The sequence below is a fragment of the Chlorobium sp. genome (assembly GCF_036528655.1).
Classification (GTDB): domain Bacteria; phylum Bacteroidota; class Chlorobiia; order Chlorobiales; family Chlorobiaceae; genus Chlorobium.
On record NZ_JAIGND010000030.1, the window covers coordinates 290,061 to 307,712 of the forward strand.

13 protein-coding genes are annotated in these 17,652 nt (G+C 52.4%); 11 read left to right on the forward strand and 2 right to left on the reverse strand.

Annotation, left to right across the window (positions count from 1 at the left end; translation table 11 throughout):
* The first annotated feature begins 12 nt into the window (after window positions 1-12).
* The 5 genes from K4305_RS09145 to K4305_RS09165 all read left to right on the forward strand — a co-directional run bounded on the left by K4305_RS09145 (window position 13) and on the right by K4305_RS09165 (window position 6,013).
* A complete protein-coding gene (locus K4305_RS09145) occupies window positions 13-882 on the forward strand; it encodes an N-acetylneuraminate synthase family protein (protein WP_331562109.1) in 870 nt (289 codons plus the stop codon).
* Window positions 883-1,115: 233 nt separating this feature from the next.
* Window positions 1,116-1,763 carry a hypothetical protein gene (locus K4305_RS09150; RefSeq protein ID WP_331562110.1) on the forward strand — a complete coding sequence of 216 codons (648 nt, stop codon included), beginning with the start codon at window positions 1,116-1,118 and terminating at the stop codon, window positions 1,761-1,763.
* Window positions 1,764-1,865: 102 nt separating this feature from the next.
* Window positions 1,866-2,768, forward strand: a complete 903-nt coding sequence (locus tag K4305_RS09155) for a hypothetical protein (RefSeq protein ID WP_331562111.1) — start codon at window positions 1,866-1,868, stop codon at window positions 2,766-2,768.
* 452 nt (window positions 2,769-3,220) lie between these two features.
* Window positions 3,221-5,098: a molecular chaperone HtpG gene (htpG, locus tag K4305_RS09160; RefSeq protein ID WP_331562112.1), complete on the forward strand. Its 1,878-nt coding sequence runs from the start codon at window positions 3,221-3,223 to the stop codon at window positions 5,096-5,098.
* A 39-nt stretch (window positions 5,099-5,137) separates the two neighbouring features.
* Complete coding sequence (locus K4305_RS09165) at window positions 5,138-6,013, forward strand: VIT1/CCC1 transporter family protein (protein ID WP_331562113.1); 876 nt, start codon at window positions 5,138-5,140, stop codon at window positions 6,011-6,013.
* A 44-nt stretch (window positions 6,014-6,057) separates the two neighbouring features.
* Here the strand turns inward: K4305_RS09165 and K4305_RS09170 are convergent, their stop codons facing one another.
* Window positions 6,058-7,614 (reverse strand): bifunctional aminoglycoside phosphotransferase/ATP-binding protein, encoded by a 1,557-nt coding sequence (locus K4305_RS09170; RefSeq protein WP_331562114.1) that lies wholly within the window; start codon window positions 7,612-7,614, stop codon window positions 6,058-6,060.
* A 229-nt stretch (window positions 7,615-7,843) separates the two neighbouring features.
* Between K4305_RS09170 and K4305_RS09175 the strand changes: the two genes are divergently transcribed.
* From K4305_RS09175 to K4305_RS09195, 5 genes are all read left to right on the forward strand, one after another.
* Window positions 7,844-8,308: a universal stress protein gene (locus tag K4305_RS09175; protein ID WP_331562115.1), complete on the forward strand. Its 465-nt coding sequence runs from the start codon at window positions 7,844-7,846 to the stop codon at window positions 8,306-8,308.
* Window positions 8,309-8,356: 48 nt separating this feature from the next.
* Window positions 8,357-9,877, forward strand: a complete 1,521-nt coding sequence (locus K4305_RS09180; RefSeq protein ID WP_331562116.1) for a fumarate hydratase — start codon at window positions 8,357-8,359, stop codon at window positions 9,875-9,877.
* Window positions 9,878-9,947: 70 nt separating this feature from the next.
* On the forward strand, window positions 9,948-10,229 hold the full coding sequence (locus tag K4305_RS09185) for an OadG family protein (protein ID WP_331562117.1): 282 nt from the start codon (window positions 9,948-9,950) through the stop codon (window positions 10,227-10,229).
* A 58-nt stretch (window positions 10,230-10,287) separates the two neighbouring features.
* Complete coding sequence (locus tag K4305_RS09190; protein ID WP_331562118.1) at window positions 10,288-12,123, forward strand: biotin/lipoyl-containing protein; 1,836 nt, start codon at window positions 10,288-10,290, stop codon at window positions 12,121-12,123.
* Between the two features lie 41 nt (window positions 12,124-12,164).
* A complete protein-coding gene (locus K4305_RS09195) occupies window positions 12,165-13,715 on the forward strand; it encodes a sodium ion-translocating decarboxylase subunit beta (protein WP_331562119.1) in 1,551 nt (516 codons plus the stop codon).
* A 105-nt stretch (window positions 13,716-13,820) separates the two neighbouring features.
* Here K4305_RS09195 and K4305_RS09200 read toward each other — a convergent pair whose 3' ends face one another.
* Complete coding sequence (locus K4305_RS09200) at window positions 13,821-15,023, reverse strand: leucine-rich repeat domain-containing protein (RefSeq protein ID WP_331562120.1); 1,203 nt, start codon at window positions 15,021-15,023, stop codon at window positions 13,821-13,823.
* Window positions 15,024-15,268: 245 nt separating this feature from the next.
* Between K4305_RS09200 and K4305_RS09205 the strand changes: the two genes are divergently transcribed.
* Window positions 15,269-17,632 (forward strand): glycoside hydrolase family 65 protein, encoded by a 2,364-nt coding sequence (locus K4305_RS09205; protein ID WP_331562121.1) that lies wholly within the window; start codon window positions 15,269-15,271, stop codon window positions 17,630-17,632.
* The last annotated feature ends 20 nt before the right edge of the window (window positions 17,633-17,652 follow it).

Below are 17,652 nucleotides of genomic sequence, written 5' to 3' on the forward strand. Positions count from 1 at the left end.
ATAATTATTTCCATGGCTGAAGTAAAAATCGGAAACCGCTATGTCGGCGACGGGCACCCTGTGTTCGTCATCGCTGAAATCGGCATCAATCATAACGGATCGCTCGATGTGGCGAAAAAACTGATTGAAGGTGCCGCACTTGCCGGATGCGACGCGGTCAAGTTCCAGAAGCGCACTCCCGACCTCTGCGTGCCTGCCGATCAGCGCATGATAGAGCGCGATACTCCCTGGGGAAGGATGACCTATATCGATTATCGCTGCAAAGTGGAGTTCGGGCGCGAAGAGTATGTCGAAATCGACAACTGCTGCCGACAGAACGGAATTCAGTGGTTCGCATCATGCTGGGACGAAGAGGCGGTGAATTTTATGGAGCAGTTCGAACCGCCATGCTACAAGGCGGCTTCTGCTTCGTTGACCGATATCGCGCTGCTGAAAAAAACAGCCGGAACAGGACGGCCGCTTATCATCTCGACCGGCATGTCAACCATGGATGAAATAGATCGGGCTGTACTGGAGACAGGACATCGTAACCTGCTCATCGCCCATACCAATTCCACTTATCCCTGTCCGGTCGAGGAACTGAATCTTCGAATGATTCACACGCTCAGGACCTGTTTTCCCGATCTGCCCGCAGGGTACTCTGGCCATGAAGTCGGCCTTGCCACAACATGGGCGGCAGTGGCGCTTGGCGCGACATTCGTCGAACGGCACGTGACGCTTGACCGCTCCATGTGGGGCTCCGACCAGGCCGCATCGGTTGAGCTTTCAGGCATGCAGCGGCTTGTTTCGAATATACGCGATATCGAAAAGGCGCTTGGCGACGGTGTCAAGCGGGTCTATGCCGGTGAACTCGCGGCCAGGAAAAAGCTGCGGAGAGTGTAGGGAATCTTTTTCGATACGCCGGCAGCAAATTCAGCCGCAGGCGAGCCTTTTCGGCTCGCCTGCGGCTTTTTTTATGCTTGTCAGGAGGCTCACAGCTGCTGTTGGCGGCATGGGGGCTTTTAAGGTGTTTCAGAATATAGAGCACTTTGTTTTATGTATTTATATTGTTTTATAGGGAACTTTGTTAATGTATATTGTGTATATGTATAAGTGCTTTATATAATAAAGCATAAGTGTTCTTTTCTTCAGACCACCAGACCTTATCGAATGGTGGTTCAGTTCATGATGAAGACGTGGTTAAAACACAAAACTCTCTAAAAAACAACATGGGGGAATCAATCATGAAAAAAACAGTTATAGCCTCTATTGCTGTGGCTGCCGCTTTCGGTTTCAGCTCCAATGCATTCGCTGCTTATCCGGCCAATTTCTGGGAGCTTGGCATGAATCCGACTGAAACCTCGAACTATGCATGGGTCAGCGGCGGTGTGATAGGAAGTGCCGTTGTTCAGAATTGCAGCAATTGCGATGATTCGTTTGTGGATGGCGATGTTCAGGGAAGCTACAATATTCTTGCATCTGCAGAGAATAATCTTGATGATGCCCAGGCGTATTCCCGTGGTACTATCGAGAACTGGAGCGGCATTTCTCCTGACGATGATGGGGAAGGCGGAACCCTGGAAGCCATAGTAGGTGGTACTGCAGGGGCCTGGGAAGATGGCAACAATGCCTGGGGTCAGGCAAGCAGCTTTGGTGGCGTGTTTACGACGGGTGATGCTTATGGTCGTGTCAATGGAGCGAGCTCTGCCTATGCTGATTTCTGGAAAAACGGCTTCCAGTCAATTGTTTCGGAAAACAGCTCCGTCATGCCACCTACCCCGTAATAAACGAGGGTTATTTTGTGCTGACTTGAAATCAGGTGTGCTGCCGGGCAGGATGTATGTCTGCCCGGTTATTCTCTATAACATAACCGGGTGATTAACGTTATGAGAAAGATTACTAAGTATACGTTACTGCTGCCATTGCTCTTTTCCTGGAATACGGCGTATTCCGGGATAGTCGATAACAGCAACAATGGAGGCCAGGCAGAGTCTTGCGGGACAGAGTCAAGTGCAGCTTCTACTTCCGCAGCACAGGGCGTCGGTGTTGGTGTGGGGAATTTTTCTCAGACCTTTGAGGCTTCTGACAACTCGCCTTATATGCCCGGAACAGTCGGTGCGCCAGTCCTTGGCCCGACATTGTTCAATATCATTGGGCGACCCGCTCAGGTTAACGGAATTCCTATTCTTGCCAATAATTTTTTTTCTGCGGCGGTTCATGATTTAGATATCGGGCGCAGCAGAGGCACAAAAATTATCTACAATGGCGCTCTGCTGCCGGAAAAGGCAGATAACAAGGACAGAAGAGTCTCCTTCGATTTTTCAGGCCAAACAACCGGCGAGATTATAGGGTCGATTACAATACAAAGTAAAAAGAGTAAAGCCGATGAAGTCGATGTCCCTACCTTGATATACGATGCCACGCAATACATAGCCCAGAGAAAGGATCTGAAAGGTTATAATATCACTCTGCTTTCAATACAGAAGGGGATTTCTTACGGTCTCGGTGTTGATGCCAAGGGTGACGGGTTTTCGCTTTCGCCGGTGCTTTCAGGGCTGATTAACGGACCGGCCGGTTTGCTTGCCGGTGCAGCTTCCGGTTTTTCAAAGGCAAGTGGTGTAACTGTTCCGACCGGTATTGTCGGTTGTACCTTCCTTGTTGTCGCTGATACCGAAAATGGGCGTCCCATCAATATAAATGAAAACTACTCTCGGGGCTTTTCCGATGTTGAGGTTTCAGAAGCAAATCAGAACGGTAATGGAAAAAAACGATATGAAGCAACAAAATAGATTGTGCCCATATCCCTTTTTTCGAGAATCTCTGCTGTATTTATCAAAGCCGTCTCAGTTTCCAGACTCTGAGACGGTTTTGTGTAATAAGGATCAGATAAGTACTGTTTATATGGCGTGACGCGATGTTTGAGCTGCCCATTAGCAGGCATAGTTTTCTGATCGGGTTTGGGGCTCAGCCTGATGAATTGTAAAGACGATCTGTTTTTCAGGTGCGTTTGATTTTCTTCATGGCAATGATAATTGGTTTGTTTAGCCTTATCGCATCGGGTAGAATGGCTTAGCCGCTTGTGTGAAATCTTTGCGCAAGCGGCATTTTTTTATGCCTGATGGTGAAATTTGCGATATTTCTTTTCCTCCCTTAAATTTACCCCTCGATTGCACGGCTGCCGGAGAGGCGCTGTGCCGCAGGTTTTTCATTTGTTATCACAATCCATCAGATAATTCGCATTATGAGCAGCAACACAGTTTCTCCTGTACAGGAGTTCGAATATAAAGCCGAAATGAAGCAGCTTCTGGACCTTATCGTCCATTCGCTCTACACCCACCCCGAAATTTTTCTGCGCGAGCTGATTTCCAATGCTTCCGATGCCCTGGCAAAGGTGCGGTTTGACGCTCTGACCGATCAGTCGCTTCTGGAAGGGGATGGCGATCCCTGCATCAGGATAACGGTCGATCCCGGGGAGCTGACCTTCGTGATCGAGGATAACGGCATCGGCATGACGGAAGAGGAACTGATAGCCAACCTCGGTACGGTGGCGAAATCAGGCACGCTCGGGTTCATGCAGGCGCTGAAGGAGCAGCAGAAGGAGCTGGACGGCAATCTGATCGGCCAGTTCGGCGTTGGCTTCTATTCGGTGTTCATGGTTACCGACGAAGTGACGGTCGAAACCCGCAGCGCCCGAGTTGGTTCAGAAGGATACCGGTGGAAATCGTCCGGGCAGGGTACCTACACGATCGGGAAAATTGAAAAGGCTGGACGCGGTACGCGAATTTCCTTCAAACTCAAGGAGGAGTCGAAGGAGTTTGCCGAGGAGTACCGTGTCGAGCATATCATCAAAAAGTATTCGAACTTCGTCGATTTTCCGATCCGGCTGGGGGACAGGCAGGTCAACAGCATGACAGCGCTCTGGCAGCGATCGAAAAGCGAGCTGAAGGACGAAGAGGTCAACGAGTTCTACAAATTCGTTGCCAACGATTTTCAGGATCCGCTCGATTACCTGCATGTTTCCGTCGAAGGCATGGTGAGCTTCAAGGCGCTGCTGTTTCTTCCGAAAGAGGCCCCGATGGATCTTCTCTACCGGCAGAGCGAGCTGGAAAACCGCGGGCCGCAGCTCTATGTGAAAAAGGTGATGATCCAGCACGAGTGCCGCGACCTGCTTCCGGAATATCTTCGCTTTATTGGAGGCGTGGTCGATACCGAGGATCTGTCGCTCAACGTGTCGAGGGAGGTCGTGCAGTCGAGTCCGGTCATGGCCAAAATCCGCCAGATTCTCACCGGCAAGATTCTTGCGTGGTTCGAATCCCTTGCCAGGGAACAGCCGGAGAAGTTCCGCACATTCTACAGGGCGTTCGGGCCGATCGTGAAGATCGGACTGAATACGGATTTCACCAACCGCGACAAACTGATAGAGCTGCTGCGCTTCGAAAGCACCAGAACCGACGAGGACGAGTATGTCACGCTCAAAGAGTATACCGGAAGGATGCCGGAAGAGCAGAAAGAGATCTACTACCATTCGGGAAGCAATCGCGCGCAGCTGCTGGCGCATCCCAATCTCGAGTATTTCCAGGACAGGGGTATCGAAGTGCTGCTGCTCAGCGATCCCGTCGATGTATTCGTTATTCCCTCGATCAGCGAGTATGAGAAAAAACCGCTGAAATCCATCGAAAAAGCCGATATTGACTTTTCGAAAGAGAAAAAGGATAGCAGCGAACAGCTTCCGGAGAATCTCCTGCAGCCGGTACTTGCCCTTTTCAGGGATACCCTCGGAGATCGGATCGAGGATGCTGTCGAGTCGCATCGGCTTGTAAGCTCCCCGGTTACGCTGGTGAGCGGCAAGGATGCGCTGGACAGCCAGATGGAGCGGATGATGAAGATGATGCAGGCCGACATGCCTGCTGGCAAAAAGATACTCGAAATCAATACCGCTCATCCCATTATCCGGAACCTTTCGGGTATGTATATGGCAAATGCCGGAAATCCGCTCATCAGAACGGTTATCGAGCAGCTCTATGACGGTGCGCTTCTGCATGAGGGTGGTCTCGATTCGACAACGGCCTTTCTTTCGAGAATGAACGACCTGATCGAAGCGGCGACGCTGCAGCGGTAAGCCGTGTAAATCTTATTCAACTCCATAACCGGTACATTTGTGAAACAGAGCGGGAATTTCGATGCGCGGGATGCGGCGGTTTTCCAGAAAAACGAGATCACCGAGCATTACATTTACAAGCATCTTTCCGGAAAGGTGAGCGGCGTGAAAAATCGCCGCATTCTCAGTCAGATAGCCGATGACGAACTGCGGCACTATAACGTCTGGAAGACATATACACGGAAGGATATCGCTCCGAGCAGGCTGAAAGTGTGGTTCTATACCTTTGTCAGCATGCTTTTCGGGTTTACCTTCGGCATCAAGCTCATGGAGAAAGCCGAGAAGATGTCGCACGACGTGTATAGCCGAATTCCGGGATCTTTCAAGGAGATCAACGGTATCATCCGTGACGAGGAGGAGCATGAACAGGCTCTCATGACCCTGCTCGACGAGGATCGTCTCAAGTACACCGGCTCCGTCGTGCTTGGGCTCAACGATGCGCTCGTCGAACTGATGGGTGTGCTTGCGGGTCTGACCTTTGCGTTGCAGGATACCTCTTTTGTCGCTCTGACGGCTTCGATCACAGGTTTTGCCGCTGCGCTTTCCATGGCTTCATCGGAGTATCTTTCCACGAAGTCCGAGCCCGGCGGGAAACATCCTCTCAAGGCGGCGTTCTATACGGGATTTGCCTATATTCTTACGGTTCTGGTGCTGATTACCCCCTATCTGATTTTTACCGATCTCTATATGAGCCTCGGTATTGCATTCGCCGCAGCGGTATGCATCATAGGTTTTTTCAATTTCTATATAGCCGTAGCCAGGGATGTGCCGTTCAAAAGCAGATTTTTCGAGATGGTAGGTCTCTGTTTTATCGTTGCGGCGCTCAGTTTTGCCGCAGGTTACGGAATTCGCTATGTTTTCGGTATAGAACTGTGATTTTCTGACAAAAAAAGGGAGGCAGGCATGCTTCCCTTTTTTTGTCAGCCGGCGCGGCGCCGGAGGTTTTCTGCGATCAGGCCGTAATCCGTTTCTTCGCCTGAATCGATTTCCAGCGTAAGGCGTTTTTCTTCTTCCGTCAATAGATCCCGCGTCTTCAGTTGTTCCGTCAGCACCCCCAGGTCGGCTTCCGACGGGTCGCATCCTTCCCTGAGTCTTCTGCTCACGCGTTCGCGAAGTATGTGCATATCGGCATGAACATGCATGATGGTGAAAGGACTTCCGTGTTTTTCGGCTATATCCCTGAACCTTTTTCGCTCATCCTTGCGCAGAAATGTTGCATCGACAATGACCGGATATCCGGCTTCGAGGCAGATCGACGCGACATCGGCGAGCCGATCATAGGTTTTTTCGGTAAAGCGGGGAGCGTAGATGTCGTCGTTGTCATGGCTGCTGCGTTCGAGGGCGCCGAGACCTGCAAGACGTTTTCTCTCGATATCCGACCTGATGTGGATTGCCCCTGATGCTGGAGCGATTGCCGATGCCGCCGTGCTTTTTCCGCTTCCCGAAACGCCGCAGGTGATGATGAGATGCCCTCCTTCCGCTATGGTGTCGTGAAATGCCTGCCGTACGTAGGAGAGGTGCTCTTCTCGTATGGCATGCTTTTTTTGTTCGTCAGGTTCCTGAGTGTAACGGATCGCCGTTACCTTCGCGCGTACCATGGCCCGGTAAAGGCTGTAGAAACGAAGCAGCCGGATTCCTTCGTAATCGCCCGTTCCGGAGAGATAGCCGTTCAGGAACCTCCAGGCGAGTTCCGGGTGGCCGCCGTGCCGGAGGTCCATGAAGAGGAATGCTATATCGCTTGTCACGTCGATCATGGAGAGCGTGGGGCTGAACTCGATGCAGTCGAAAATGAGCACCCGGCCCTGGTGCCAGACCATGTTGCCGGTATGCATGTCTCCATGGCAGTGGCGGATGAACCCTCGAGCTTTTCTTTCAAGAAAACGGGGAGTCAGTCTGCGATGTTCGTTCTCTGCCCAGAGATGCAGTTTTTCGAGCATCTGCCGTTCCGCACTGCCGGAAACCAGTTCGGCGGTATGGCGGAAATTGTCGAGCAGCGGCTGTATGAGAATTTCCGGTTTTCCGTATTCCGAATCGTCGGGCGCTGCAGGTATGGCCTTGTGGAATGCGGTGACCGTCTCGACGATGTGGTCGATCTGTTCTGCGGTAAGCCTGTTGGATGCAAGCAGCCGGTCGAGTTCCTGCGAGCGGTCGAACTGAACCATTTTTACCGCAAAGTCGACAACGGAACCCTTTCCCCCCATGCTTACAGCATCATCAGCAGCGGTAACCGGTACGACGTCGATGTAGATCTCAGGGCATAAGCGCCGGTTAAGCCGAACTTCTTCGCGGCAGAAATGTTCGCGTTGCTGCAGGCTCGTGAAATCCAGAAATCCGAGATCGACCGGTTTTTTGACCTTGTATGCGAACGAACCGGTAAGAAATACCCATGATATGTGGGTTTCTGCAACCTGTATCGATGGCGAAGTATCGTGCGGATAGGCTTCGGGATGGCTGAGGGCTTCTGCGAGAGGATGCATCGTTTAAGTGTTTTGTCACCTTCGGCGGGTGTCTCCGGTGTTCTGCTTTTCAATATACGCAAGTAAAGGGAAAACAGTCGTCTTGCGGCTGTTGTTTTTCCTGTTCCTGCCTGCATATGGCATTGAGGATTACCGTATCCCGGTGCGGTTTTCAATAAAAAATATTGTAAATTAAAAATTTGTAACAGAAGTAATCCTCCGTTATCAGTCATCCGTTTCAGACCTTGCCATGATTCATCTTTCACGGATTCTCTGTCCCACGGATTATTCCGTAACTTCGGACAAGGCGGTACGATATGCCATCGAGTTTTCAAGAAGCGTTAACGCTCACGTCAGGTTCCTGCATGTGCATCCACCGGAGAATATCGCCGCAAAAACTGCTGCCGGTTACGGGTTGAGTGTCGGCGGGGAGGAGGCTTTCGAGGTGATTCCGCAGCTGTTTTCGGCATTGCTGATGTCGGAAAAAAAGAATGGCCTGTCAACAGATATGCACATCCTTCGCGGAGAGGCGGCAAAGGTGATCGCCAGCCATGCGCACTCCTGGGGTGCCGACCTGATCATCATGGGTTCTCACGGCAGAACCGGTCTGGCGCGCTTCATGATGGGAAGCGTTGCCGAAGCGGTGTTCAGGACAGCCGATGTGCCGGTGCTTCTGGTCAAGCAGTCAGGGCCGGAAAAAGCCATAAGGGACTGATCCGGTGTCCGCCATGATAATTCGCATAATTTTTTTTCTCCCGATCATATGAACCATTTCAGGGAATCCGTACTGTCGCTCATTACCGAGACCTCGGCAAATCTTCCTTCCGATGTCCGTCGAGCCATCGCAGAAGCCATTGACCGCGAGGATGCAGCTTCACAGGCGGGGCTGGCCATGTCGGCCATATCGGTCAATATCGATATGGCTGTCGATAATGTTTCACCGATATGCCAGGATACGGGCATGCCGACCTTTTTCCTGCATACCCCCAGGGGAGCGGACCAGCTTGCCATGAAGAGGGATATCGAAGAGGCTGTTGCCGAGGCTACAAGAACCGGCAAGCTTCGTCCGAATGCCGTTGACAGCGTTACCGGCAGGAACTCCGGCAACAATCTCGGCTGTAACGTTCCGGTCATCCATTTCGAACCCTGGGATCGTGATGAGATCGAGGTGAAGCTGATTCTCAAAGGTGGCGGTTGCGAGAACAAGAACATCCAGTACTCGCTTCCTGCGGAGATTCCCGGCCTTGGCAAGGCTGGCCGCGATCTCGACGGCGTTCGCAAATGCCTGCTGCATTCGGTTTACCAGGCACAGGGCCAGGGGTGCAGTCCTGGCTTCATCGGCGTCGGTATCGGCGGCGACCGTACAAGCGGTTACGAACTGGCCAAGAAGCAGCTTTTCAGGAGGGTTGACGACAGCAATGCCGATGACGGCCTGAAAGCGCTCGAGGAGGAAATTCTGGAAAAAGCCAATTCTCTGGAAATAGGCCCGATGGGGTTCGGCGGCAAAACCACGCTGCTTGGCTGCAAGATCGGCAAATCTCACAGGGTGCCGGCAAGCTTTTTTGTTTCGGTAGCTTACAACTGCTGGGCATATCGTCGTCTCGGCGTTCTGCTCGACCCTGAAACAGGTTCGATCATCAGCTGGCACTACCGGGATGCCGACGAGATTGTCCGCATGGCCAGGGGCGAGGGCATACCTCTGACCGGCAGGGAGGTTGTGCTCGAGGCTCCGGTCAGCGAGGAAGCTGTCCGCAGTCTCAAGGTGGGGGATATCGTCATCATCAACGGCGCGATGCACACCGGGCGCGACGCGTTCCATCACCATGTCACGCATCACGATCTGCCCGAAGGCATCGATACCGAAGGGGGTATTCTCTACCATTGCGGCCCGGTCGTACTGAAAAACGATGACGGCAGCTACCGGGTGACGGCAGCAGGCCCGACCACCTCAATCCGGGAGGAGCCGTATCAGGCAGATGTCATAAAAAAACTCGGACTTCGCGCCATTATCGGAAAAGGAGGCATGGGCCCCAAAACCCTTAAGGGATTGCAGGAGCATGGAGCGGTCTACCTGAATGCGATTGGCGGCGCTGCCCAGTATTATGCGAAGTGCATCCGTACGGTGACCGGCGTGGATTTTCTCGAAGAGATGGGCGTTCCCGAGGCGATGTGGCATTTCGAGGTCGATTCGTTTCCGGCGATCGTCACCATGGACGCGCACGGCAACAGCCTGCATCGGAAGGTGGAGGATGAGTCGTTCGGCCTGCTTGAAGCAATGTCCTGATTTTTTTTACTGCGGTGTTCTCTGTAGATTCCTGTCCGGAAATAATTAACAATTCTAAATACAGAACAGCATGGTTCTCGACGGCTTAATTCTCATGATTGTAGGTATGCTCACGGTATACCTTTTTCTCGTGGTCATGAACGTGATGATAAAACTGCTTTCTTCGGCATTCGGCGAGCATGCGCTCAAAGAGGAAAAAATGCTGCTTCAGGAAGCTGAGATGAAACGCAGGAAAAAGAGGGAAAAAGATATGAAGCAAACCGCAGCTTTCGCCGGCGGCCCGTCCGTTGACGATTCGTCACGACTGACTGCGGTGATTGCCGCTGCTGTGCAGGCACACCGTGACCGCTAATCCTTCGAAAAAACAGGAGCAGTAATAAAAAAACAGCTTAAAAAACCAGATAAGGTCTATGAAAAAAATACGGTTTATGGATGTGTCTTTCCGTGACGGGTTTCAGTCCTGTTACGGAGCGAGGGTGAAAACCGCAGATTTCGTGCCTGCGCTCGAAGCCGCCGTTGCGGCCGGGACAGATAATTTCGAGATCGGCGGCGGCGCGCGTTTCCAGAGCCTCTATTTCTACTGCCAGGAGGACGCTTTCGACATGATGGATACCGCCCGCAGGATAGTGGGTCCGGACATCAACCTGCAGACGCTTTCGAGGGGCGCCAACGTAGTAGGCCTGGTATCGCAGTCGCGCGATATCATCGATCTGCACGCCCGCATGTTCAGGAAGCACGGCATCACCACTATCCGTAATTTCGATGCGCTGATGGACGTGCGCAACATCGCTTATTCCGGCCAGTGCATCCACAACGCAGGGGTGAAGCATCAGGTGGTCATAGCCCTCATGGGCCTTCCTCCCGGACTGAAGGAGACCTACTGCCATACTCCGCAGTTCTATCTCGACAAGCTTCGCGAAATTCTCGACGCAGGCATTCCGTTCGACAGCGTCGCCTTCAAGGATGCGTCCGGAGCAACCACGCCGGTTGTCGTCTACGAGTCCATCAAGGGCGCAAGGAAAATGCTTCCTGAAGGCACGGTGATAGAGTTTCATACCCACGACACCGCAGGCATGGGTGTTGCCTGTAACTATGCCGCCATAGAGGGCGGTGCGGACATTATCGATCTGGCTATGGCTCCGGTGAGCGGCGGCACCTCCGAGGTGGATATCCTCACCATGTGGCACCGGCTTCGCGGTACCGATTACACGCTCGATATCGATCACGAGAAGTACATCGAGGTCGAGGCGCTTTTCATGAACCAGATGGAAAAGTACTATATGCCTCCCGAGGCCAAGGAGGTCAATCCGCTCATCCCGTTCTCGCCGATGCCTGGCGGCGCGCTGACTGCCAACACCCAGATGATGCGCGATAACAATTCACTGCATCTTTTCCCTGAAGTGATCCGCAACATGCGCGAGGTGGTGGCCAAAGGCGGCTTCGGTTCGTCGGTCACGCCGGTTTCGCAGTTCTACTTCCAGCAGGCTTTCGCCAATACGGTTCAGGGTCCATGGAAAAAGATCACCGACAGCTACGGCAAGATGGTGCTCGGTTACTTCGGCCGTACGCCGGCTGAACCCGATCCTGAAGTGGTTCGCCTCGCATCCGAACAGCTCGGTCTCCAGCCCACCACCGAGGATGTGCACGATATCAACGATCGCAATCCAGAGCTTGGTATCGCATATAACCGGGGGCTGCTTGAAAAAGCCGGTCTGCCGACAACCGAGGAGAATATTTTCATCGCAGCGACCTGCGGCGCCAAAGGCATCGCATTTCTCAATGGCGACAAGCCGCTCGGCATCCGCTACAAGGCCGATGTCGAAGCCGAAGCTGCGGCAAAAGCGGCGCCCAAACAACAGTCAACCCAGAACGCATCAACCGCCAAACCGGCAAAATCAGGCATGTCAAATTATATCATTACCGTGGACGGCAAGTCCTACAATGTTTCGGTAGTCGAAGGAACCGGCGCCGTGAAATCAGTTACTTCCGCAACGGTTGCGGCATCGGCGCCTCAGGTTCAGTCTGCAGGCGAGGGTACCCCTGTTGAGGCTGCGCTTCCGGGCACCGTCATGGCTATCGAGGTCGAGGTGGGAGATACGGTGAAGGAGGGAGATGACGTTGTGATCATCGAAGCGATGAAGATGGAATCGCCCGTGAAGGCGCCGAAGAGCGGCAGGGTGGTCTCGATCGATGTCGCCGTCGGCGATACCGTGGCTAACGGCGACGTGCTGATGTATATTGCCTGAAATACCAATTCACCTGAATCTATAAAGGACAAGCATACATCATGCGTAAAATTTTTTTCATTCTGCTCTCCCTGCTCTGTTTTACCACGGCAGGGCATGCGCAGCAATTCTTTCAGACAGAAGGGGATACGGTAACGCTGCTGGTTCCGGAGGATCTTGAACTCTTGAAGGTGCCGGTGCGAGACAGTCGTCTCCTGAAAGTGGGCGACGATGTCCACCAGGGAGATTTTCTCGGACTCTTCACCGACATGCACCATAACAAGATAACCGTCACCGCAGGCGTATCGGGTCATGTGACCTATATCAACGAAGGCCTTTACGGCAAGTATACCAACGTTCCGGCCGGCGCGGTGCTTCTGAAGATCGAAAAGCAGGAACTGCTTACAAGCGTGCAGGGTTCGAGCGGTGCGAGTGAAAGGCTCTCTCTGCGGAATGTGTTTGACAACCTTGTCGAAAGTACCGGAATCTACGCTCTCATCGTCGACAGCAAACTCACCTGGACGGAAGGTCTTGGCCGGGTGCTCATGATGAGCGTTGGAGCTCTCTTGATATACCTTGCAATAGCGAAAGGTTTCGAACCGCTGCTTCTGATTCCGATCGGCATGGGGGCTGTGCTTTCGAATATTCCGCTTGCTTTCATCAATGACGAAGGCGGTATTCTTTACTATATCTTCAACGTCGGTATTCAGAGCGGCGTATTTCCGCTCCTGATTTTTATGGGAGTGGGTGCCATGACCGACTTCGGTCCGATGATCGCCAATCCGAAAACCAGCCTCCTTGGCGGGGCTGCCCAGTTTGGCATTTTCGGTGCATTGATAGGCGCGCTTGTGCTTTCGCAGTATGTTCCTGGTATCAACTTTTCCATGAAAGACGCGGCATCGATAGGCATCATCGGCGGAGCCGACGGCCCGACATCGATCTTCGTGGCCTCGCGCCTTAGTCCGGCTTTGCTTGGGAGCATTGCCGTTGCGGCCTACTCATACATGGCGCTCGTGCCGATTATCCAGCCGCCGATCATGAAGCTGCTCACTACCGAGGATGAGCGGAAGATCAAGATGACCCAGCTCCGTTATGTATCGAAGCGTGAAAAGATCATCTTTCCTCTCGTTGTTATCGTACTCTGCGCGCTTCTGCTTCCTTCGGCAGCGCCGCTTATCGGTTTTCTCATGTTCGGCAACCTGATGAAGGAGTGCGGCGTCGTCGACCGCCTGAGCGATACGTCACAGAATGCGCTCATCAATATCGTCACCATCTTCCTCGGACTCGGCGTCGGCAGCAAGCTCTCCGCCGAGAAGTTCCTGAACATCGAAACGCTCGGTATCATCGTGCTCGGCCTTATCGCTTTCTCGCTCGGCACTGCCGGCGGCGTTCTGATGGCGAAGTTCATGAACCTTTTCCTGAAACAGAAGATCAATCCGCTGATCGGTTCGGCGGGTGTTTCCGCCGTGCCGATGGCGGCCCGCGTATCGAACAAGGTGGGACTCGAAGCCGATCCTCACAACTTCCTGCTCATGCATGCCATGGGCCCGAACGTATCGGGTGTTATCGGCTCCGCTGTCGCTGCCGGGGTTCTGCTTGCGGTGTTCATGTAGACCTTTCCGATTGCATCGAGGATTCTCGACACAACGAAAAAAGGCGGCATCAAATGCCGCCTTTTTTCGTTGTGTGTTTTTTTTCTGATCGGGCTGAACTTCAGATCAGTTTTTCAGGATGACTTCGCAGCCGGGATGCAGTTCCACGAAACGTTCGATCTCCACCTGAGGAACCTGCCCGACACTGAGCTCAAGTTTTTCGAGGTTGACGAGGTGCATGAGCGGTTCGATGGAGCGTACCTCCGTATTGGCGATATCGAGTTCTTCGAGATCGGGGAGCCCGGCCAGCGGTTCGATCGATGCGACAGGGGTTGCCGAGGCGCTCAGTTCCCTGAGTGAGGTTACGTAGCGCAGGGGGTCGAGCGATTCGATTGCGGTTTTGTTGCACCGGAGGTATTCGAGGTTGCGCAGGCCGGCAAGAGGCGAAAGATCATCTACTTCAGTATTGTTGATGCCGAGTTCTATGAGATTCTCAAGACCTTCAAGCGCTGCGATGTTTCGTATGTCCGTTTTATAGCAGCTCAGCTTTTCGAGGTTTATCAGCGATTTCAGGGGTGAGAGATCCGAAATCAGGGTTTCCGAACAATAGAGCTCCTCGAGATTCATGAGTCCGCAGAGCGGTTCCAGGGAGGTGATCTGTGTGCTCGATACCCAGAGCAGCTTCAGGTTTACAAGACGTCTGAGAGGTTCGAGGGAGTCGATATCGCAATCGAACGCGTAGAGACGCTGCAGATTGACAAGACCGGCGACAGGGTCGAGATGTTCCACCGGCGATTCGTCGCAGCGGAGCTGCTGAAGATGATCAAGCATCCGTACCGGAAGCAGATCGTGTACGCGGCGGTTATCGCAGCGGAGATGGGTTGTTGCGAAAAAGTCCAGCAGTTCGCTTTCGCCCGGTTCCCGCACCAGTTTCAGCGTGTTTTTTACAACCTCTTTCCATTCTTCGCTCAGGCAGTTCCACCACTTTCTGCGTAATCCGCTATCCTCTGCGAGGGAATTTTTCGAGCACGTTGCAAGGAATTCGAGTTCTTCGCTGCTGCAGTATATGTGACGGTTTCCAGAAGGAATGCGGGGACAGGGGAGATCTTCCGTACCGGGAGTATCGCAGACTCCGAGATTTTCAGTAATGCAGCGGGTATACCATGCGGCTTTTTTTTCTTCGATATTCATGCGGTGCAGCTCCTGGCTCTGTTCGTCAAGGGATGTGATGTCCTCAAGAATATCATTGCCGCAACGGGGGCAGACGGCGCTGTCGCTTGTCAGCGGAAAGCCGCAGATCGGGCAGTTATTGTAGGTGTTCTGTTCCAAGGTTCAGAAGGCGGTTAATATTGTTGGAAGGGAACAGTGACAGTTTCGAATCTGGAGTATAAGAAAAAAAGAGGTGCTGTCGCATAATCTGCTTTTTTTGATTGATCTCCTTTTTGGCGAGTACTCTTAAAAACAAACTAATTATATCTTTTATCGGTTCTATAAAAGTCAGATTCAAAGCGGGCAATAAGCTGAAGTCCGATGTTTTATATCATGTTGATGCAATGCTGAAGGGGAAGCAAATTATGTCAACTTCAGAAGTCCTGCATCCTGCAGGTGCCGACCGTAAATACGACAAACTGCTTGAGCGTTCCGAGGATGCCTGGATGATCATCCGAAAGGGATTTCGAAGAAACTCCCGGACTATACAGATCAACGAATCTCTGCTGACCCTGGGAAACGGGTATCTCAACATCCGGGGGAGCCTCGAGGAACTGCCTCCGGGCAATGCCGGAGGTATGTATCTCAACGGAATATACGACAAGTCGGAAGCCGATGTGGAGGAACTGGTAAAGTGCCCTATGTGGACCGACGTATCGGTATGGAGCGAAGGAGAGAAATTCTGCATGTCAACCTGCAGAACACTTTCGCATGAACAGTCGCTCGATATGAAAAAGGGGATGCTGCGTCGTTCGACAATCATGAAAAACTCAGCGGGCAGGATTATCGGTATTGACAGCGTCCGACTCGTCTGTATGCATCAGATGCATCTGGGATACATGCGGTTCAGCATTACGCCGAAAAACTTTTCAGGCCCCATCAGGGTATTCAGCGGCCTGAACGGCGAGGTATTGAATCGCGGTTTTTTTCCTGAGGAGCGTCTGAAGCACCTGCAGCTCGAAAAGATCGAGCGAGGCAGGAATTTCATGTATCTTGAAATGAAGACAAGGGAGCATGGGGTTCGTATCTCCGAAGCGGCATCATGGAAGCTGGTCAGTCCTCATCGGCAGCAGGTGCATCCAGAGCCGAGAATCTACGGTGAAAAGTTCACCAGCGAGATGACGCTCGATGTGCGGAAGGGTGAAACCTATGTTTTCGAAAAACTTGTTGTTGTCCTTACCAGCCGTGAGATTCCGCCTGAAAACATGTTCCGCCGTTCGATATGCGAACTGAAATCCTTTATTCGCGCAGGCGCCGAAAAGCATATCTCACTTCATCTTAAAGCATGGCGCGATCGATGGAGTCAGGCCGATATTACAATCGTCGGTGATCCTCATGCACAGAAGGCGCTGCGGTACAACATCTACCAGCTTCTCATCAACGCGCCGCCTGCCGTCGGCAGCATAGGCGCGAAATTCCTCAGTTCCGAAGGTTATCTCGGACATGTCTTCTGGGATACTGAAATCTTCATTCTCCCGTTTTACATATACAATTTTCCGCCGGTAGCCAGAAACATGCTTCTCTACCGGTATGCAACGCTTCCGGGCGCTCTCCTGAACGCCTCGCGGAGCGGTTACCGGGGTGCAAGGTACGCATGGGAGTCCGCCGTGACAGGAGAGGACGTGACGCCGAGATTCGCCTCGAAACTTGAACGCACCATCAGACTTATCTATACCGGTATGGAGGAGGACCACATTGTTTCGGACGTTATTTACGGAGTCGAGAAGTATTTCCGGGCAACCGGCGACAGGGATTTTCTTTTTGATTGCGGCATCGAGATGGTTTTTCTGACAGCCCGCTTCTGGGCCAGCCGGACGGTATGTGTCGATGGTATGCATGAGATACGCAGGGTGATCGGTCCCGACGAGTTTCACGAGCATGTCGATAACAACGCATATACCAACCATATAGTGAAATGGCATCTCAGACTTGCCGTTCTGCTTTACAGGTACATGGCGCGAAAGCATCACGGCAGTCTTGAGGCGCTTTCGGAAAAAATCGGTCTTGACGAGAACGAGGTTGCAGGCTGGCTTTCAATCAGCAGGAGCATAAAATTCAGGATCGATCCGGATACGAATCTCGTCGAGCAGTTCGATGGGTATTTTTCGCTGAAAGACCATGTTATCGAGGGGTTTGACCGAAAAGGCCATCCCGTTCTGCCAAAAGGAGTGACCTACCGGAATATCGGATCGACGACGCTCATTAAACAGGCCGACGTGCTGATGATGATGCATCTGTTTCCCCATGCATTCAGTGAAGAGCAGAAGAGGGCGAATTACGATTATTATGAAAAACGTACAGCGCACAAGTCTTCTCTGAGCCACTGTACCCATGCCATGATGGGGCTTGCCGTCGGCAACAGGGTGAGGGCCTATCACTATTTCATGAAAACAGCGCTTTTCGATCTCGACAATCTGCACGGTAATACCGCCATGGGCATTCATGCCGCTGCAGTGGGAGGAACCTGGCAGACGGTGGTATCCGGTTTCGGAGGACTTTCGATAAAATCGGACAGGCTTGAGCTGAGGCCATGGCTGCCGAAAAAATGGAAGCGTCTTGCCTTTTCAGTGCGGTGGCATGAGCGGAAGATAGATCTTTCTATCAAGCACGACCGGCTTTCGATCCATGTGCATGCTCCTTATGATGGAGAGATACCCGTCAGCCTTTACCGCACGACGCATACAATTCCCACGAATAAGACGGTGTCACTTGACTTCTGTCCCTTCTGAAGGATCACAATGAGACAATC